The 20,589-nt window shown below is 31.8% G+C and carries 15 protein-coding genes and 1 pseudogene; 3 read left to right on the plus strand and 13 right to left on the minus strand.

Annotated features, from left to right (window positions below):
• The 7 genes and pseudogenes from pyk to RWL85_RS05300 form a co-directional block, all read right to left on the minus strand.
• A partial coding sequence (gene pyk / locus RWL85_RS05270) for a pyruvate kinase (protein ID WP_314085737.1) occupies positions 1–1,028 on the minus strand: 1,028 nt, incomplete at its 3' end.
• A gap of 120 nt (positions 1,029–1,148) precedes the next feature.
• Positions 1,149–2,111 carry a 6-phosphofructokinase gene (gene pfkA / locus RWL85_RS05275; protein ID WP_314085740.1) on the minus strand — a complete coding sequence of 321 codons (963 nt, stop codon included), beginning with the start codon at positions 2,109–2,111 and terminating at the stop codon, positions 1,149–1,151.
• Positions 2,112–2,241: 130 nt separating this feature from the next.
• Positions 2,242–5,511 (minus strand): annotated as a pseudogene (locus RWL85_RS05280) (DNA polymerase III subunit alpha).
• A 46-nt stretch (positions 5,512–5,557) separates the two neighbouring features.
• Positions 5,558–6,145: a flavin reductase family protein gene (locus tag RWL85_RS05285; RefSeq protein WP_314085743.1), complete on the minus strand. Its 588-nt coding sequence runs from the start codon at positions 6,143–6,145 to the stop codon at positions 5,558–5,560.
• An 18-nt stretch (positions 6,146–6,163) separates the two neighbouring features.
• Positions 6,164–6,721 carry a flavin reductase family protein gene (locus RWL85_RS05290; protein WP_314085746.1) on the minus strand — a complete coding sequence of 186 codons (558 nt, stop codon included), beginning with the start codon at positions 6,719–6,721 and terminating at the stop codon, positions 6,164–6,166.
• Positions 6,722–6,749: 28 nt separating this feature from the next.
• Positions 6,750–7,481 (minus strand): peroxide stress protein YaaA, encoded by a 732-nt coding sequence (gene yaaA, locus RWL85_RS05295; RefSeq protein WP_314085749.1) that lies wholly within the window; start codon positions 7,479–7,481, stop codon positions 6,750–6,752.
• Positions 7,481–7,894 (minus strand): hypothetical protein, encoded by a 414-nt coding sequence (locus RWL85_RS05300; protein WP_314085752.1) that lies wholly within the window; start codon positions 7,892–7,894, stop codon positions 7,481–7,483. Before RWL85_RS05300 ends, yaaA begins: the two co-directional genes overlap by 1 nt.
• 217 nt (positions 7,895–8,111) lie before the next feature.
• Between RWL85_RS05300 and glpK the strand changes: the two genes are divergently transcribed.
• The gene (glpK, locus tag RWL85_RS05305; protein WP_314085755.1) at positions 8,112–9,608 is read left to right on the plus strand and encodes a glycerol kinase GlpK; all 1,497 of its coding nucleotides are present in this window, start codon (positions 8,112–8,114) and stop codon (positions 9,606–9,608) included.
• Between the two features lie 173 nt (positions 9,609–9,781).
• Here glpK and RWL85_RS05310 read toward each other — a convergent pair whose 3' ends face one another.
• Positions 9,782–10,531, minus strand: a complete 750-nt coding sequence (locus tag RWL85_RS05310) for a protein-ADP-ribose hydrolase (protein ID WP_314085758.1) — start codon at positions 10,529–10,531, stop codon at positions 9,782–9,784.
• 167 nt (positions 10,532–10,698) lie between these two features.
• Here RWL85_RS05310 and RWL85_RS05315 point away from each other — a divergent pair, with 167 nt between their 5' ends.
• A complete protein-coding gene (locus RWL85_RS05315; protein ID WP_314085761.1) occupies positions 10,699–12,930 on the plus strand; it encodes an HAD-IC family P-type ATPase in 2,232 nt (743 codons plus the stop codon).
• 165 nt (positions 12,931–13,095) lie between these two features.
• On the opposite strand, the gene ftsH is transcribed toward RWL85_RS05315, so the two are convergent.
• The 4 genes from ftsH to RWL85_RS05335 form a co-directional block, all read right to left on the minus strand.
• Complete coding sequence (gene ftsH / locus RWL85_RS05320) at positions 13,096–15,132, minus strand: ATP-dependent zinc metalloprotease FtsH (protein ID WP_314085763.1); 2,037 nt, start codon at positions 15,130–15,132, stop codon at positions 13,096–13,098.
• Positions 15,133–15,232: 100 nt separating this feature from the next.
• Positions 15,233–15,778, minus strand: a complete 546-nt coding sequence (gene hpt, locus RWL85_RS05325) for a hypoxanthine phosphoribosyltransferase (protein ID WP_314085765.1) — start codon at positions 15,776–15,778, stop codon at positions 15,233–15,235.
• A gap of 4 nt (positions 15,779–15,782) precedes the next feature.
• Positions 15,783–17,099, minus strand: coding sequence for a tRNA lysidine(34) synthetase TilS (gene tilS / locus RWL85_RS05330; RefSeq protein ID WP_314085768.1), 1,317 nt, complete (start codon positions 17,097–17,099; stop codon positions 15,783–15,785).
• A complete protein-coding gene (locus RWL85_RS05335; protein WP_314085771.1) occupies positions 17,089–17,703 on the minus strand; it encodes a S1 RNA-binding domain-containing protein in 615 nt (204 codons plus the stop codon). Before RWL85_RS05335 ends, tilS begins: the two co-directional genes overlap by 11 nt.
• Positions 17,704–18,164: 461 nt before the next feature.
• Between RWL85_RS05335 and RWL85_RS05340 the strand changes: the two genes are divergently transcribed.
• The gene (locus RWL85_RS05340; protein ID WP_314085774.1) at positions 18,165–18,395 is read left to right on the plus strand and encodes a hypothetical protein; all 231 of its coding nucleotides are present in this window, start codon (positions 18,165–18,167) and stop codon (positions 18,393–18,395) included.
• Positions 18,396–18,525: 130 nt separating this feature from the next.
• On the opposite strand, the gene RWL85_RS05345 is transcribed toward RWL85_RS05340, so the two are convergent.
• Entirely contained in the window at positions 18,526–20,397 is a 1,872-nt protein-coding gene (locus RWL85_RS05345; protein ID WP_314085777.1) for a nucleoside-diphosphate sugar epimerase/dehydratase, read from the minus strand.
• Positions 20,398–20,589 lie beyond the last annotated feature (192 nt).

Genomic DNA, 20,589 nt, shown 5'->3' on the forward strand with positions numbered 1-20,589 from the left:
TAATCTTGCATTTCTTCAGTACGTTTAGCAATTGTAGCCATTGTACGAACTGATTCAATTGGGTATGCACCCGCTGCAGATTCTCCTGATAACATAATTGCATCAGTTCCATCGTAAATTGCGTTCGCTACGTCAGATACTTCAGCACGTGTTGGACGTGGATTTTTTTGCATTGAGTCTAACATTTGAGTAGCTGTGATTACGAATTTACCAGCTGCATTACATTTAGCAATAATATCTTTTTGCATAATTGGTACTTCTTCTGCTGGTACTTCAACCCCAAGGTCTCCACGAGCGATCATGATACCATCAGATACTTCGATAATTTCATCGATATTGTCGATAGCTTCTTGACATTCGATTTTAGGGATGATTTGAACGTGTTCACATCCTTCTTCTTTAAGAATACGTCTTACTTCTAGTACGTTTTCTTTTGTACGAACAAATGAAGCAGCAACGAAGTCGATATCATTTTTACATCCGAAACGAATATCTTCTTCATCTTTTGGAGTAATACCTGGTAATTTTGTAGATACACCAGGAACGTTAACTCCTTTTTTGTTTTTAAGTACTCCACCATTTTGGATAGTAGTATAGATTAATCCACCTTCAACATCAACACTATTTACAGTTAATCCGATTAGTCCATCATCTAATAAAATAGTGTCTCCAGCTTTAACATCATGTACTAATTCTGCATATGTAATAGAGAATTTTTCTGGTGTTCCTAAAACTTCAGTCATAGAAACGATAACATCATTTCCAGTTTCTAACATGATTGCATCATTTTCCATGTTGTTAGTTCTAATTTCTGGTCCTTTTGTATCTAGAAGGATTGCTAAGTTTGTTCCTGTAGCTTCTCTAACTTCTTTAATTGTTTGGATTCTTGCACCGTGCTCTGCATAATCACCGTGAGAGAAGTTAAGACGACAAACGTTCATCCCTAGTTCAACCATTTCAGTAAGTCTTTCTTTTGCTTCAGACTTAGGTCCAATTGTACAAATTATTTTAGTTTTTTTCTGTATCATAATATTACATACCTCTTAAGTTTTTATCTTTACTATTACTATTTTAACCTATTTTCAACTTGTTTTCAAACGTTTTTCTAAAAAACAAACATTTTTATGTTAAGAAAACGTTTTTTATTGTTAGATTGAAAGTTGTTTAGATACATCATAAATTGTTAAATCAACATTGTGCGCATCACTGAATACATCTTGGAATTTTGTACTAACAAGTTTGTTATTTTGAATACCTACTGCACGACCTGATTCACCAGCTAATAATAATTGTACAGCATAGTTTCCTAAACGAGAAGCTAATACTCTATCTTGAGCAGTTGGAGTTCCTCCACGTTGGATGTGACCTAGAATTGTAGCTCTTACTTTCTCACCTGTAAGTTCTGTAAGTTTATCTGCTAATTCTTGACCTCCCATTACACCTTCTGCCAATACGATGATTGAGTGTTTTTTACCACGATCTTCTCCAGCTTTAATACGTGCAACAACTTCATCGATATCTTCTTTTTTCTCTGGAATTAGAAGACTTTCACTTCCCCCAGCAATACCAGCAAATAGCGCTAAATCACCTGCATTACGTCCCATTACTTCGATAATAAATGCACGCTCATGACTTGATGCTGTATCGCGAACCTTGTCAATTGCATCAACGATTGTGTTAAGTGCCGTATCAAATCCAATTGTGAAATCAGTACAACAGATATCATTATCAATTGTTCCAGGAACACCGACTGTTTTAATATTCATTTCATTACTTAAAGCCATAGCTCCACGATATGAACCATCTCCACCGATTACTACTAATCCGTCGATTCCTAAAGCTTCTAAGTTCTTAATAGCTATTTTTCTAACTTCTGGGTTAGCAAATTCTGGTAGACGTGCTGAATAAAGCATTGTTCCACCACGATTAATAATATTTCCAACATCTCCTACTTCAAGTTTTTTGATGTTGTTTTCTATTAATCCTTTATATCCTTGATATATTCCATAGACTTCTAATCCATTATAGATTGCTGTTCTTACAACTGCACGCACTGCTGCGTTCATTCCTGGTGCATCTCCACCACTTGTTAAAACTGCTATTTTTTTCATGTACTATTACCTTCCTCATACTTTGTTATTAATTATTTTTAAATTTACCTATAAACAATAACATATTTTCGAACTTTTTTCTACTAAAAACAGAATTTTGTTTTATTTTTGTTCGATTTTTTTTGATTATTTACATGTATGCGATTTTAATACGTTTTCCAGGGAACTTTTCCAAAAATTTTTGAACAAAAATATGTTCATTTTCTATGAAAAATGTTCTTCCTTTTGTTGAATCATTATTTAATAACGCAATCACCTTAACTTTGCTACTTTCAACTTTATATTCACTTAGTAAGTCCAATATAGCATCATCAATAATTGTATAGATAATTTTCATATTACTCATACAATAGTCATTATAATTTTTCAAACTTGCTATCTTTTCTAATATAAACTGTTCTCTGCCGTTGCGTAATTGTTTTTTCAATGACATAACCGCAAAACTACCTACTTTTATAAAGACATTTGCATACTTATAAACACTTGGAAATACTGTAACATCATAGTCGTTTTTCCCATCATTAACCGTTAAAAACGCCATATAGTCACCGTTTTTAGTTTTGATTTCTTTTTTCGTTATTATTTCTACATAACTATCACTTATTTCACCACCAACATATTGAAGTGGTAAATAAGAGTATTTCTCTTTTTCTACCTGTACCGGATGTTTTAAAAAATATGTCCCCGTTACTTCTTTTTCCATTTGAATTTTTTCTGTAATTGGATAATCTTCCACTTCTTCAACTTTCAACGTAAGCCCACTCTCCGCAGATAAAGCAACACGTACATTATTAATGTACTGTCTATTATCTGAATAGTAGTCATTTACTTTTTTCATCAAAGTAGCTCTATTATATCCAAAAGTATCTAGCGCACCAGCTTTAACCAGTGAAACTGCTGCTTGATAGTCAACCTTCTTATTCATTCGTTTTAAGAAATCATCTATATCTAGATATAATCCGAAATTAATTCTATCTTGAACTATTTCATAACTACTCCTATAACCAACATTCTTTATTGCGGTTAAGGCAAATACGATATCATTTTTAAAAACTCTAAAATTAGATAAACTCCTATTAACATCAGGTTTAACAAGATTTATTCCTAGATTATTAAGTTCCTGTTTATACTCATTTATTTTCTTTTCACTACTTATTACGTTATTTAATAAAGCTGTCATAAAGTACTTAGTATAATAGACTTTCAAATACGCTAAGCGATAAGCTAGCATACTATACACAACCGCATGACTCTTATTAAAACCATAATTTGCAAAGGTAACGATAAGCTCAAAAAGTTTCTCAGCAACTTTTATATCATACCCAGCTGCAACACTCTTCTCTACGAATATGCGACCATAGTATTCCAAATCTTCTTTTTTCTTCTTACTTACAGCTCTTCTCATATTATCCGCTTCATTAAGACTCATATGAGCAAAATTCACCGCAATCAGCATAATCTGCTCTTGGTAAACAATTACCCCATAAGTATCTTTTAATATTTTTTCTAAATGAGGATGTGGATATACTACTTGCTCTTCTTTGTTTTTCCTACGAACATAGACTTCTATTTGAGCCATAGGACCAGGTCTATAAAGAGCGTTCATCGCAACGATATCATTAAATTCCGTAGGCTTTAAGAGATTTAACTTTTCCTTCATACCACTTGATTCGAACTGGAAGATACCCTCTGTCTTACCTCTAGCAAACAGTTCATAAACCTTAGGATCTTGATAATTTATCTTTGTTATATCGAACGTTGGATTTTCTTTTTTTATCTCCTCTACAATACTTGACACCATTGTAAGGTATCTAATACCTAGAAAATCTATTTTTAATAAGCCGACACTCTCTACATCATCCATCGTCCACTGCGTTAAATACTTCGTCATATTTGATTTGGCGAGTGGAGCATAGTTAACAAGCGACTTATCATCACTTATTACTATCCCAGCTGCATGTACAGAAGGATTCTTCGGTAAATTCTCTAAACTAAGAGCTATACTAAACCAACGTTTATTAATATTGCTTTGATTAATAAATGTCCTCAGTTCTTCTGATATTTCATAACATTCTTTCAAAGTTCTTGTAGAACTAATATTACTACTAATGAATTTCAAAGTTTTTTCATCAAACTGGAATATTCTCGCTGATTCTCTTGCTGCACTTTTCGATTGAAATGTTGTAAAGGTAATAATCTGAGCTACTTTATCAGAACCATACTTTTCTTCTACATATTTTATTACTTCATCACGTCTAGTATCTTGGAAGTCTATATCGATATCAGGCATAGAGATACGTTCTTTATTTAAAAATCTTTCTTTCAGCATATGTTATTCCAATGTATCCGCTTCTGTTATATCGAGTAAGTAACAAACTAAACTTCCAGCAGCACTACCACGTCCTGCTCCAACTAATATATCATTATCTTTTGCATATTTCACAAAATCATAAACTATTAAAAAGTAGTCGTTAAAGCCCATTTCATCGATAATTTTAAGCTCATAACTATAACGTTTTTTATAATGATATAAATCTCTACCCACTAGTTTTTCTTTCACACCTTTTTGAACCAAATAAAGCAAATATTCCTTAGAAGATAAGTTAGAGAATATCTCTTCTTTTTCTCCGTAAATATACTTTGGCAAATGATATCCAGAAAAATTCAGATCATATTGGCAATTATCAATTATTTCTTTTTGATTCTTAAATGATTTTTCAAAAACTGAGTGTAGTTGTTCATCATCAAATGTAAAAATCTCTTCAAAGTCTTTTTGTTCTCTGACAAATTCATCTCCTGAAATAGTCGTAAGTTCCTGTATATTAAGCTTTTTATTATCGCGAATAGCTCGGCTAACAATGACTTGCTGATAGTGTTCTTTATTTAAATAATAACTTGGTTTTGTATAAACTATATTTTCATAAAAACTATAAGTACTTACTTGAAAACTTTCATTAAATCCAAAATAAAAATTATACTTACCAAGCAAATTATTTAAATATGAAAATTCCATACTATCTCTAAGTTCATCAACAACTATTAAGACAAAATCATCCTTATAGTCTATCATTTCATTGGCGAAATTTTCTACAGTCCACTCTTCTTCATTCATAAACTTAGTAGAGATCTCTAACAATTTATAGAACATCTTTTCTGATTTACACAATATGTTAAATTTAAGCAGTCCTATACCATATCCCAAACTCACTTCTAAACCTTGAATCAAATTAACACCTGATTTCTTGGCTTCTTTATGTGCTTTTATTGCTCCGTACATATTTGAATCAACTATAACAACTGACTTTTGATTATCTTTTGCTAACTTTGAAAACAGACTCTCATACTTTATCGTACTATTTAATAAATCGTAGGCACTGTGCACTTGTAAATTGTAATACATACTAATATCCTCCTTTCTTAATTATTTTTATCTATACGAATTTATATTATCCACAAAGTGGGTTATAATCATCTTCTGAAGAACATCCCATGTTTTCTCCGTGATTTTTACTCTCTTCATTAAAATATCGATAAACTCTCTTATTATCATCACCCATAAAGTAAATCGGATTAAACTGTGTATATTTAAGGTTTCCTTCTTCATCTAAAAGATGTTCACAGACAACTCTTCGTTTTATCGATGCTACAAAATTCGTAAATTTTCCATATTCAATAATACTTTCCACTTTACATTCAAGAGACATTATACACTCATCCATTATTGGTGCATCAATATATTTTGCTGGATCATATGTCATATCAGCCATTCCAATTTTGTTTTGACCTGAATGAAATCCTGCGATTTCAACCTTACTCAGAATTTGCTGACACGGAATATTTACTGTAAATTCTCCATATTCTTTAATATTATCTACAGCATTACTCTCTGTTGCAAGTCCAACTGTAATCATATCACCTAAAGAATATGATGAACTACAAGCCGTCACATTGTATCTCCATTTTTTGTCCTTATAACCTATTAATATTACTGGAAATCCGTAATATAATTTACTGGTTTTAGTTTCTAATTTCATCTTCTTCTATCCTTTACACTACTTTCCTTTTATATAATCTCCTAGTTCTTTGCTTTCATCGCTAAAAAAACGATATTTTCTCTTTTCATCATCACCTAAAAAATACACTGGATTAAACTCATCATATTTTAAATTACCATTAGCGTCAACTAATTCTTTAGATATTACTCTTCTTTCTATACTGCCTATAATATTAGCATATCCCTCATATTCAATAATACTAGCTACTCTACACTCCAACGATAAAACACATTCATCTAAGATTGGGGCATCTATATGCTTAGCCATACTGTAACTTATATCTGCTATTTCTAACTTATCTTCTCCTGATTTAAAACCTGCAACTTCTACTTTTTCTAATATATCTCTATACGGAATATTTATCGTAAATTCCTTATACTCCTTTATATTTTTAGCAGCGTTATTTTCAGCAACCAAGCCTATTGTTATTGTTTTTCCTAAAGAATACGAAGAACTACCTGCGGTTACATTATATCCCCATTTCTTGTCTTTATATCCTATTAATATCACAGGAAATCCAAAATAAAGTTTTCTGGTAGTTATATCTATTTTCACGTCATTTTCCTCACTTAATATCTATTCTTTATCTTTTTGCTATAAAAGCTAATGTTCTTCCATCTGAATTTTCTGCGCTAAATTTAAAATCATCAAACTGTATTTTCTTCATTTCTTCTACTGATGAAACTCTATTTTTTACAAGCTCAGTTAAAAATTTACCTCTTGCTTTTTTTGATATTGTAGAATGAACTTTTAACACTCCATCTTTTTCTTCCATAAAGCTGATTTTAATAAATTTCTCTCTTTGTTTTTTTGAAAATACTTCTTCAAATTCACTAGAAAGCAATGAAACAACAAGATTTTCATCTTCTATGCTTTCATCATAATTAGCTCTCCAGAAATTTTTTAATGACCGCCCAGAAATTTTTACATTTTGTAAAAAATCTAGTCTATGTTCTTGGATTAAATCATAAGCACCTATTACACCATATAAAGATGTTGTTATAAATACATTTTCCTCTACATATTTCTTATCAGCCTCATCAAAATTATCGCGATTTATATTTCTATACATTAGACCATTGAACAATTCTAATGCTTTATAACTTTTTGCTGTATTGTTATTTATATCTTGCCAACGAGAAAATTCTTCCATCGCCTTATCTTCTTTGATTTTATAAACTTTAGCCAAATCTAGGGTGCTAAATTTAGCAAATTCAGCAACTATTTCCAGACTTTTTTCACTAAGTTTCAATCCTTCTTGAGGCATTGCTTTTTTATTTAGTTCTTTGGCTGTCGGTATTAAGATTTTCATCATTATTCCTCTTCTTCAGGTAATTCTAAGAAGCTATTTTCAATTAAACTATCTACTTCCATTAATACGAAGTTATACTCTGTTGCTTCAATAGCTGGATTAATAATTAAAGTATTAAAGTATCCAACTACAAAATCACGATTAGCAACTTCAAGTCTAAACATATATTCACTAATTTCATCGACTAAAAACGCTGTTTCTTTCAGCACTTTATCCTCATAAGTATTCGCATAATGAACTTTTTCTAAAAGTCTACGAATTTCTAAATCTGCGTATTCTTTTGCGAAACGATTGCGAATATGTTTAGCAAGTTCCTCTGTTTTAAGTGCTACTGTATTAACCTTTTCTTTTTGTAAAACACCATTTTCCTCTAATTTTTCTAGTAATGCTGTTAATGATTTGTGTAAACTGCTCATTATATTTCTCCTTTATTTTATAATAAATTTTCTAAAAAACTATCATTATCTATTTTATAAGAAAAATACGAAAAACGCTAATAATACGCTATGTAATAATCTATTCTCTTTGCACTAAGCCCCCTACTTTCAATATACAATTCTCCATTGTCTTCATCTTTTAAACACTATTAGAAAATGATATAATATTAGTGACATAAATATTTCGAGGTGGAGTATGAAAAAATACATAATGGCAATAGATCAAGGTACTACTAGTTCTAGAGCGATAATTTTTAATAAGAAAGCAGAGATAATAGCGAGCAGTCAAAAGGAATTTCCACAAATTTTTCCTCAGTCCGGGTGGGTTGAACATGATGCTAACGCAATTTGGAATTCTATACAATCAGTAATCGCAGAAGCGTTTATCGAAAGTGGTATAAAACCGAATCAAATAGACAGTATCGGTATTACAAATCAACGCGAAACTACTGTAATTTGGGATAAAAACACTGGTCTACCTATTTATAATGCAATAGTCTGGCAAAGTAGACAAAGTGCCGATATAGCTAATAAACTTGTTAACGATGGTTATAAAGATATGATACATCAAAAGACTGGGTTAGTAGTTGATGCATATTTCTCAGCTACTAAGATACGTTGGATTTTAGATAATGTTCCTGGAGCTCAACAACGAGCTGAAAATGGAGAACTACTGTTTGGAACTATCGATACATGGTTAGTATGGAAGCTTACAGGTGGAAAAACTCACGTTACCGACTACACAAATGCGGCTAGAACGATGCTATTTAACATCAAAGATTTAACTTGGGATAAAGAAATTTTAGAAATTCTAAATATACCAGAATCTCTACTACCTGAAGTTAAATCAAATTCAGAAGTATATGGAAAAACTATAGACTATCATTTCTACGGTGGGGAAGTTACGATTAGTGGACTTGCTGGAGACCAACAAGCTGCTCTTTTCGGACAACTTGCCTTTGATAAAGGGATGATAAAAAATACATACGGTACAGGTTCATTCATTATCATGAATACTGGAGAAAATATGAAACTTTCTAAAAACAACCTACTAACTACTATTGGTTATGGTATAAATGGAAAAGTTTATTACGCTTTAGAAGGATCTATTTTCATCGCAGGAAGCGCTATTCAATGGCTACGAGATGGTTTACGTTTAATTAAAAAATCATCTGAAACAGAATCATTAGCATACAATTCTAAAAATAACAACGAAGTATATCTAGTGCCAGCTTTCACAGGATTAGGTGCTCCATATTGGAATCCTGATGCTCGTGGAACTATCTTCGGCTTAACTCGTGCTACTACTAAAGAAGATCTGGTTAAAGCTACGTTACAATCTATCGCTTATCAAGTACGCGACATTATCGATACTATGAAAATTGATGCAAATGTAGAAATTCCTCTTCTTAAAGTCGATGGAGGTGCTGCAAACAATGATTATCTACTAGAATTTCAAGCAAATATCCTAGGCGTTAAAGTCGCTCGAGCTGAAAATCTAGAAACTACAGCTCTAGGTGTTGCATTCCTAGCGGGATTAGCCACTGGATATTGGGAAAGTTTAAATGAACTTAAGAACCTAAATACTGCAGGCAAACTATTTGTTCCTACAATGGAAAAAGCAGAACGCGAAAAACTTTACAAAGGTTGGAAACGTGCAGTAAAAGCGACACAGATTTTTACAGAGGAATAATAAATAGCCCTCAAAATTTGTCCAAATTTTGGGGGCTATTATCATTTTACAAGTTAATATGGCAATTTAAATCATATAATCGAAACTCTGTTTTTAATTACTTATTGTTTAGTTTTCTAGATATCACAAATTCGATACCTTGTTAGATAAAAACTTACTAGCTCTTGATTCTCTTAGCCTAATAATTCCTTATATAACCTCTTATCTAAATCTTTAAACACATTGAATACTACTTTTAAATCAGCATTAGGGTTTTCTCTAAAGAATTTCTTAACCTCAGCTACCGCTATTTCAGCAGCAAGATCATTTGGAAATCTAAATTCTCCCGTACTTATACAACAAAAAGCAATACTCTTAAGATTATTCTCTAAAGCAATTTTTAAAGAATTTCTATAACATGATGCAAGAAGTTCCTTATCATCATCTTCAACAACACGATATATTATTGGTCCAACTGTATGAATAACATGTTTAGCAGGCAAATTGTATCCTGCTGTTATCTTAGCTTGTCCTGTTTTTTCAAAAGTCCCTTGTTCTTTCATTATTTCATCACATTCTCTTCTAAGTTGAAGCCCTGCTTGTGTGTGAATGGCATTATCGATACATCTATGATGTGGAATAAAACATCCTAATAAAGCCTTGTTCGCCGCATTAACTATAGCATCTACTTCCAATGTAGTAATATCGCCTTGCCATAGGTAAATATTCTCATCAATTTCAGTTAAATCTTCTAATTTTGTTATTCCTTTAGCTTTTAGAACTTCTTGTAAATATTCATCTTGAACTTCATAAAATTCACCTGGCAGTTCTGACACTTTCCATGTATTCATCAATGTTCTAAATAAATCTTTCTTTTCTTGTTCCGTTTCTGATATTACTATTTCTGAATTTAGTGTTTTTATTAAATAATCTAGTTTTTCCATGTTGTTCTCGCTTATTATATAATTTAGTCAATAATATAATACTACTTTATAAATAAACTAGCAATTAAAAGTTTCGAAATTCTATCCTCTATCCTTTAATTTCCCAAACTATACTAAAGTGTGATAAAATAGAAACTAATTAAAAATATAGTTATGGCGGAGGTAGAATGAAATATTTAACTAGTGAAGAAGTAACTAAAGCGAAAAAAAATATTAGCCATATAAAACCTTATAAAACTACTAAAGAGATTATCTTTTCTAATATTTTTACTTTTTTCAATGCTATGAACTTAGTTTTAGCAGCATTTATAGCTACAACACTTAGATTTGAAAATATGTTGTTTTTAGGTGTAATTACTATAAATACTGCAATTGGTATTTTTCAAGAGGTTCGTTCAAAAAATGCTCTTGAGAAGTTAAGTTTGCTAGGTAGAAGTAAATACCGTGTAAATCGTGATAATGAAATAATAAATATAGATTCCGAAGAAATCGTCCTTGGAGAATATCTACACTTAAATCTCGGGGATCAGATTCCTGTTGATGCCCAAATCATCGAAGATAGTATCGAGGTCGATGAATCACTATTAACTGGTGAAAGTGACAATATCTTTAAGACTACTGGTGATAAAGTAATGAGTGGTAGTAACGTAGTTAGTGGTAGTTGTTTAGTACGAGCTGTTGCTGTTGGAGAGGATAGCTATATTAATAAGCTTGCTAAAAGTACTAAAGAATTTAAGAAATATCCATCTAAACTTCGTGACTATATGGATAAAATATTAAAAGTTATATCTATTCTATTAGTTCCTGTCGCAATTATGCTGTACATGCGTGGTGCTAGTCTTGGACGTGGTTATGTAGAAATAGTCTTGAGTAGTGCTGGAGCTTTAGTAGGTATGATTCCAGAAGGTTTAATCCTTCTTGTCAGTGTCTCTCTTGCAGTTGCTGCGATGAAACTTGCTAAAAAGAAAGTTTTAGTTCAAGAATTATACTGCGTGGAAACTCTTGCCAGAGTCGATGTCCTTTGTTTCGATAAAACAGGAACTATCACTACAGGTAATATGAATGTTGTAGAAATTGATGATGAGGTTGCAGAAAAATTATCAAGTTATCTTGCATACTTCGATGATGAAAATGCAACGTCTAGAGCTTTAAAAAATCATCTAACGTGTAAAAAACAATGGGATGTGGAAGAATTAGGAGCTTTTTCTAGTAAAAATAAATATTCATTTATAAAACTAAAAAATGGTGGAACATATTTCTTTGGGGCATATGAATTTTTAAGCTTTTCTTCTGAAATGGATGAATATTATGAAAATCTGAAAAAAGAAGGTTACCGAATTTTATCATTAGCCTATACTGAAGACAGTACAAATGTTCCTACTAATATGAAACTTGTAGGACATGTAGTTCTATCAGATGAAATTAAAGAAAACACAAAAGAAACATTCAAATACTTTGAATCACAAGGTGTCGAAGTAAAAATAATCAGTGGAGATAACCATATAGCCGTGTACGGTGTCGCTAAAAAAGCTGGTTTCAAAGAAGATGCTAAGGCTATTGATATGACTAAAATAACTGAAGATGAGTTTGAAAAAACTGTTCTTGAAAATGATATTTTCGGACGTGTTACTCCTGAACAAAAACAGAAAATGGTAGCCGTATTACAAAAAGCTGGAAAAACCGTCGCTATGAGTGGAGATGGGGTTAATGATGTACTTGCCCTTAAAAAAGCTGATATTAGTTTTGCGATGAATGGTGCTACTAGTGCTGCAAAAAGCGTATCGAACATCGTATTCTTAACAGATGACTTCGGAGTATTCTACGATATACTTATGGAAGGTCGTCGTGTTATTAATAACATTCAAAAAGTAGCTTCACTATTCCTAACAAAGACATTCTTCTCGATTGTCTTCTCAATACTTAGTGTGATCTTCGCCCTGGAGTTTGCATTTATACCGATTCAATTTACGATAATTTCAGCGATAACAATCGGTATTCCATCATTCTTCCTAACTTTTGAAGCGAATAAGGACAAAGTAAGTAATAACTTCATGAAAGACATACTTACGAATGCAGCAATCGGTGGTGGTATTTTAGTAGCTACAGTACTACTGACAAACTTCGCCATCACAGACAATTCACAAGCGAAATTCATCTGTTTTCTTCTTGCGTTAATAAATGGATTATGCATGGTTGCCAAAGTCAGCCTACCTCTTAACAAATATAAAGTTGCACTACTTTCTATATTAAGTATTGCTGCAATTATAGGTGTGGGAGTTAATATATTTATCCTAAAAAATCACTTTACACCATTGGTATTTTCTCAAGTGATTTATATAATTATTCTCGGGCTAGTAATATCAACAGTCCACTTCTTTACGAGAAGAAAAGCAAGATAAAGAATAAAAATTTATCACTCATTTATTGCTCATTTATCGCTCATTTATCGCTCATTTATCGCTCACTTTAGATTATGAATATTATCTAAACACCGATATAATAACTTTTCAAAAGAGTATAACAAAACCCTAGACTTGGTTAATTCCAAATCTAGGGTTTATTTTTTATTCTTCGTCAGAAGGTTTTTCTTTTGATTTTTCGTCTTCTAGGTCTTCTTCTTCAACCTTTTCAACTTTATCTTCTTCGTTTTGAGCCTCGTCTTGAGCTTTTTTCTCAGCTTCTTCTTTGGCTTTACGAGCTTCTTCTTCGTAGTATTTCTTATTAACTACTTTATCTAGTTGATCTGCTTCTCTTTCATCTAAGTCTTTTGGCATTTTTCCAAATTGGTAAAGAGCAACGATTTCTTTTCTATCGATTGTTTCAACTTCGATAAGTGTTTGTGCAATTAGTTCTAATTGTTCTCTGTGAGTTTCAATAATATGAAGAACCTTAGCGTAACATTCGTTAATAATTTTACGAACTTCGTTATCGATTTCTTTCAGCATTTCTTCTGAGTAGTTACCGATACTTGAAAGTTGACGTCCACCATATGGATCGTGGAATGGTGCTTGCATTGGTCCTACAGCATCACTCATACCGTATTCTGTAACCATCGCACGAGCAATAGCTGTTACTCGTTCGAAGTCATTGTGAGCTCCTGTAGATACTTCATTAAAGAAGATTTGCTCTGCAGCGCGTCCACCAAGTAATCCACAGATTTTGTCGATTAAATCTGTACGAGTTTGGAAGTATTTTTCTTCTTCCGGAATCATAAGGTTATATCCACCAGCATCACCACGTGGGATAATAGTAACTTTTTGTACCTTATCAGCACTATCAAGTACCATACCTACGATTGCGTGACCTGCTTCGTGGTAAGCTACTAAACGTTTTTCTTTTGGAGTGTATACTCTACTACGCTTAGCTGGACCACCGATTACTCTGTCCATTGCTTCATCTAAGTCCTCTTTTTCGATTTTAGATTTATTTTCACGAGCTGCTAATAATGCTGCTTCGTTAAGGATGTTAGCAAGATCCGCACCAGAGAATCCTGGAGTTTTTTCTGCTAATGAACGAAGGTCAACACCTTTAGCAAGTGGTTTATTTTTAGCATGTACTTTAAGAATAGCTTCACGTCCTTTTACATCAGGTGTAGAAACTTTAATTTGTCTATCGAAACGACCCGGTCTTCTAAGGGCGTTATCTAATACGTCAGCACGGTTAGTAGCTGCAATTACGATAATACCTTTTTCACCATCGAATCCATCCATTTCAACAAGAAGTTGGTTAAGAGTTTGTTCACGTTCGTCATTTCCTCCACCTACTCCGCTTCCACGTTTACGTCCTACAGCATCAATCTCATCGATGAAAATGATACATGGCGCATTCTTTTCAGCTTCTTTGAATAGGTCACGAACACGACTTGCCCCAACCCCTACGAACATCTCAACGAAGTCAGATCCTGAGATTGAGAAGAATGGTACTTTCGCCTCACCAGCTACAGCACGAGCTAGTAAAGTTTTACCAGTCCCCGGAGGCCCCTCCAGTAGGACCCCTTTAGGGATTCTAGCACCCATCTTAGTGAATTTACGGTGATCTTTTAAGAACTCAACCATTTCAGCAAGTTCTTGTTTTTCTTCATCAGCTCCAGCTACATCATCAAATGTAACTTTCGCTTCTCCACCATCAATTTTTTTAGCTTTAGATTTTTGGAAGCTCATTACTTTGCCTCCACCGCCACCTTGCATTTGTGTCATAAAGAAAACTAAAACACCCATAAACAAGATAAGTGGAATAATCTGACCTAAGAATGATAGAATTGCTCCAGTTTTTTCAGCTGGCTTATATTCTACTACACTTAATTTTCCATCTTTAGCCTTTTCATTAATTTGTTTTTGTACTTCAGAATCAGATGCTGCAACTACACTCTCGAAATTCTTATTACCATCTGTGTAAGTACCTTTAACATTGTAGTTCTCATCTTTTCTTTGTAGACTTATTTCTTTAACCTTGTCGTCTTTAATAGTTTGAACAAGTTTAGCATAGTCTATTTTTTCAGTTGTCCCAGGTAAATCTTGCTGCCAATATGCAAATAATCCAATTGCGATTACGATTAACGCAAGCATACCAAGGATAGGGTTTTGTCTTTTTTTATTATTCATATAGACAATCTTCCTCCTATCATTTTTCTAAACATAATTTATTTTATCATATTTAACTAAAGTTTGACTAATATTTTGACCTTTTTTGATTAAAATATTATTATGAGTAAATCTCTTCTTTTAGAACACCGATATAAGGTAAGTTTCTATATCTTTCATCATAGTCTAAACCAAATCCTACTAAGAATTCATTTGGTGAAACTATACCGATGTAATCTGCCTCAACATCAACTACACGAGTTTCTGGTTTATCTACTAGTGAAGCACACGCTACTGAAGCAACTTTTCTTTCTTTTAAGTTTTCGATAAGTGCTTTCAGAGTTCTTCCTGTATCTACGATATCTTCAACGATAATTACATGACGACCTTCAATATCCATTCCACAATCTTTTTTGATTTTGATTACACCAGAAGATTCAGTTCCTCCGTGATAACTAGATACATCCATAAAGTCAGTAACCACATGAATATCAATATGTTTTAAAAGCTCCCCCATAAAAGGTACTGCCCCTTTTAATGTACAAATTAGAACAGGACATTTATCTTTATAATCCGCTTCAATTTGCTTAGCAATTCTCTTACTAGCGACTACGATGTCCTCATGTGTAAATAGAACTTTCTCAATATCTTTTAATAAATTTTCCACTGTTTTATCCTTTCATATTTATGTAATAATCATATTTTTTATTTTTGTTAACTTTAGTATTTATTCCTAAAACTCCTAGAATCCCATCTTTGTTGCGAATTACTGGAAGTTTGTCTCTAAGTTCTTTAGGAATCTTTTCATCGATAAAAAGACGTGAAAGTTTTTTGCTAACCTTACCTCTTTGAATTCTATCGCCACCCCTCTTAGTCGTAACTATCAAAGGCAAATCCTCTTTATTAAATCCAACTTCAGATGAGTTGTTAGTTGTCATTATTAGAAAATTACTCTGATGAAATGTATAAACTTTATTAATATCCACTTCATCTATAATTAATTCTATCCTATCATTATAACATTTTTTTTCGATTTTATGAACATAAATACTATTATATTCGCTAATAATTTTTAAATTATTTTTCAAATCATAACTTTTATTGTTATTTCTATTTTTCAAGTCTTCTATTATTGTAAAAAGCGCTCTTTGTTTCACATCAAAAATACCAAAATTATTTGTTAATATATCTCTTAGTAAGAAATAAATTTCTTCTTTGGTATTTTTCAATAATTTTTTCTTATCTAATTCAACTTTATCTTCTTCTAGGGAAACCACATAGTCATTTTTAGCTTCTAATACTTTATTTTTTAGTTCAGTATTAATGTTTTGATAATAACTAGAAAAATTAATTAAATTATCAAAACTCGCTGCATTTACGTCGTTCAACAATGGTATAATATTGTGCCTTATATTATTTCTTGTATAATCAGTGTCGAAGTTTGTTGAATCTACATAGTATTTTAAGTCACTTTTATCAGCATATTGCTCAAGGTCTGCTTTTAATACATTTAATAATGGACGATAAACTTCTAAGTTTCCTATAGTCGTCTTCTCTTCTATCATCAAGTTATAATCCATACTACGTCCACTAAGTAGTCTCATAAGGATATTTTCTACCTGATCATTTTTATGGTGAGCCGTTATTAACTTCACACCTCTTTCTAACGAAGACATCTCCTCAAAAGCTTCATATCGAAGTTTTCTAGCGAGCATTTCCTCTGAAGTATGACTATCTCTTACTAATCCTTTCATATTTAGCTCTTTTTTGTAGAATTTAACATTGTAGTTTTTTACAAAATTCTCTACGAACTCGGCTTCTTCATAAGACTGTTCTCTTAGACCATGGTTTATATGAAACGCTACTAGTTCTTTATAACTATCTTTGTACTTTGTAACAAGCAGATGAAATAAAACTATAGAATCTACTCCTCCTGACAGGCCTAGTGCTATTTTATCAGTTTTTTGCCATAAAACATTAATGTCCATCTAGATAACCTCTTTCTTGAAGTTCTTTCTTAATTTTTTCAAACTTACCTTTAGCTTGCTTTGTCGTCGCAATAATATCTTCTAGTAACCCTTCTGGTGCTGGAGGAATTTCTTTTTTCTCTTCTTTCTCCTCAGACAGCTCAGTAATATTACTCTTCTTACCTTTTCCTACAGAAATCTTCATATTCCCTATAAATTGAAGTTTTTTCAAGTCTTTTAGAGTTTTTGTCTCTTGCTTAGGTTCCTGCATTTCTTCCTTCACTTCTTGTTTTTTCTGAGCTTCTGGTTGTTCTTTAGCATCTTTTTTTTCAGGTACTTTCGGTTTAATTTTCTTTTTATTCTGTTTTTCTTTAGGGTTTTTCTCTACTTTTTTCTTATCACCTTCAGCTTGCCTTAACTCTTTTTGTGTTAAAATCACTAAAGAATCCTTTGTACCCTTCTCCTCAGCTTTAATAACAAAACCAACAGAAAAAATCTCTTCTAGCTTCTTCTTTTTACCTATAAACATATTTTCCTTTGGTAAGAATGCATCCTTGCCATTTTCTAATTTTATGTACAGACCCTTACTTTCAACCTTTGTTACCTTACCTGAAACTTTACTCATTCAATCACCTCGCTATCAATTTAGATATAAACTATATCAATCTCAATAGTTCAAACCTCTTAAATCATTCCTATTTGTTTCACTTAAATATTATACCACACTCTATTCATCTATTAAAATATCAAAGATAATCTAGAGTAATTGCATAACTCGCTATACTTTATTGCTTTGCAACTAAAAATACCAACCTCAAAAAAACTTACTCTTTTGAAATCAGCACTTAATCATTATATATTCTTTTGAGTAATGTTATGTTAACTATCTCTAAAAACAACATCACTAACTTTTATTATACCATAAAAACAATGATTTTATCAGTCTTTTATTTTTAAATTTTTTGTGTTATGTTAAAGATACTAAAGGAGCTGACTCAACAAAACCTTCTTTCTTAAAAGATCATACTTTTTGAGCCACTCCATATTCATAGTAAATACGCAATACGCGATTTCAGGGAGGTTACTATGTTAAACGCAGAAAAACTCAAAAAAAGATTTTACATATCTTTAGTATTCTATTTTTTATTTGGTACTATAATCTATTTCTTGTTTGATGAAGTAGTTAGTCCAGATTTTACACATAAATACAAAACCATACTATTTGTGATTAAACTTGTTTATATGAATTTACCTATAGTGTTAGCGTTGGTTATAAATAACTATATAGATAAAAAAACTAAAAACGTAGAAAAATAAAAAATAACACTCTCTAAAACTTGCTAGCGAATGATTCAATAAAATCTTGTTTTTTAAAAATCAAGATTTTCGCATTATTCCTATAGCTAAAAAGGCGACTCAAAATTACTTTTGAATCGCCCTTCTTTTTTTATCCATTATAACAATTTATTATTTCAAATAACTTGCTACGTATTTCTTCATTTGTTGAATGTCCTAGCATTGATTTTAATTCATTTAATTTTTTATCTAATTCATCTACATCAATGTCTAAAGTTGTATTTTTATAGATCATTTGATTATCAGTTTTCTCACTGCTTTCGTAATCAAGTGATAACTCTTCATACATTTTCTCACCAGGTCTTAGACCAATTTCTTCGATATCAATATCTTTATACGGTTCTAATCCTGATAGTTTGATTAAGTTTGTCGCAAGATCTATTATTTTTACGGGTTCTCCCATGTCTAATAGGAAAATCTCCCCTTCACTTGCGTAATACCCAGCTTGTAGTACTAATTGTGCCGCTTCTGGAATCGTCATGAAGTAACGAATAATATTTCTATGCGTGATTGTGATAGGTCCACCTTTTTTAATCTGTTCTTTAAAGATAGGAATAACAGAACCATTTGAACCTAATACATTACCGAATCTAACCGCAGCAAATTTCGTTTTGTACTTATTACCTTTTGATTGTAAAATAATCTCTGTTAAACGTTTTGAAGCACCCATAGCATTCGTAGGATTTACCGCCTTGTCAGTAGAAATCATAATAAATCTTTCTACTTCTTTTTCAATCGCTACATCCATAACATTTTTTGTCCCAAAGACATTATTTTTTATCGCTTCTTGTGGACGACGTTCCATTAGCGGTACATGTTTATGTGCTGCTGCATGGAACACTACGCTCGGTTTATATTTATCAAACACCTCAGCTAGAGCCTCTTTTTCACGAATACTTACTATTTCAGAAATATAATTTATATCCTCGTATTCCTTACTATGTGATTTTTCAAAATCTAAATCACGTTCTAACATGTACAAGGCATTTTCATTAACATCAACTAAAACAAGTTGACTAGGTTTGAATTTGAATATTTCTCTTACAATCTGGCTTCCAATCGAACCACCAGCACCTGTAACAAGGATACTCTTTCCTTTAATATAAGAACGAATCTCTCCTTGAGAAAGTTTCACCTCTCCACGTCCTAATAAATCCTCAATCGATACATCTTTCAAGTGTTTAGAAATACTCTCTCCATCTTCTACAGCAACACCAGAACTCATTACCTTAACAGTAACATTTGCTTCCTTCAAAACATTTAATATTCTATTTTTATTATAAGCACTAATCGAAGGAATAGCTAAAAAAACTTGTTCTACTTCATATTTTGGAATAAGTTTTAGTATTTCATAAGTTGTTCCAACTACCGTAACCCCGCTGATTACAGAATTTTTTCGATTATCATCTATAAGACCAACTACATTAGCTCGGAAAATATTATTTTTTGATAGTTCTTTTAATAATATATATCCCGCATCTCCTGCACCGATTATGAATGTATTTTTATAAGTACTAACTCCATACTTACCAGCTTCTCTTTCACGTAAGGCACGATACAACATCCTTGTAAACATCATACCCGCTATTATTAATAAAGGTGAAAAAATTGCAAACCTAATATTTGAAAATGTATCTGGCAACATATACTGGTATAAAATACTAGTAATCAAATCCCCTAAAACTACAGAAATACAGATATTAACTATCTCTGTTACTCCTAGATATGACCATAGAGATTTATTAGTACCGAATAAATAAAAACTGACTATATATACGACAAGTGAAATCACTAGAAATTCAAATATTTCTATATAGTGTCCATTAAGCATAGCAAATGGATCTGATGCCTTCCCTAAAAATATCGATGCTATTATCCCTAATACTACTATAAATAAATCCAATAACATTATAAGTTTAAATCTGTGATTTATATAAATTTTTGATGAAAATAATCTATTCATAACATCTCCTGAAAATTTATTAAAAACTACGGGGCTGACCTAACAGGTTAATCCCATATAAAATTTAAATAACAATACTTCATGTAACAATCCATAAGCAATAAAAACGTCTTTTGGAATCGTAAAATTATCTAATAAATCCTATAGGGAAACTTTAAAAATAAAATTATATAAAATCAAACTTTAAAGTCT

The sequence above is a fragment of the uncultured Gemella sp. genome (assembly GCF_963515875.1).
Taxonomy (GTDB): Bacteria; Bacillota; Bacilli; order Staphylococcales; family Gemellaceae; genus Gemella.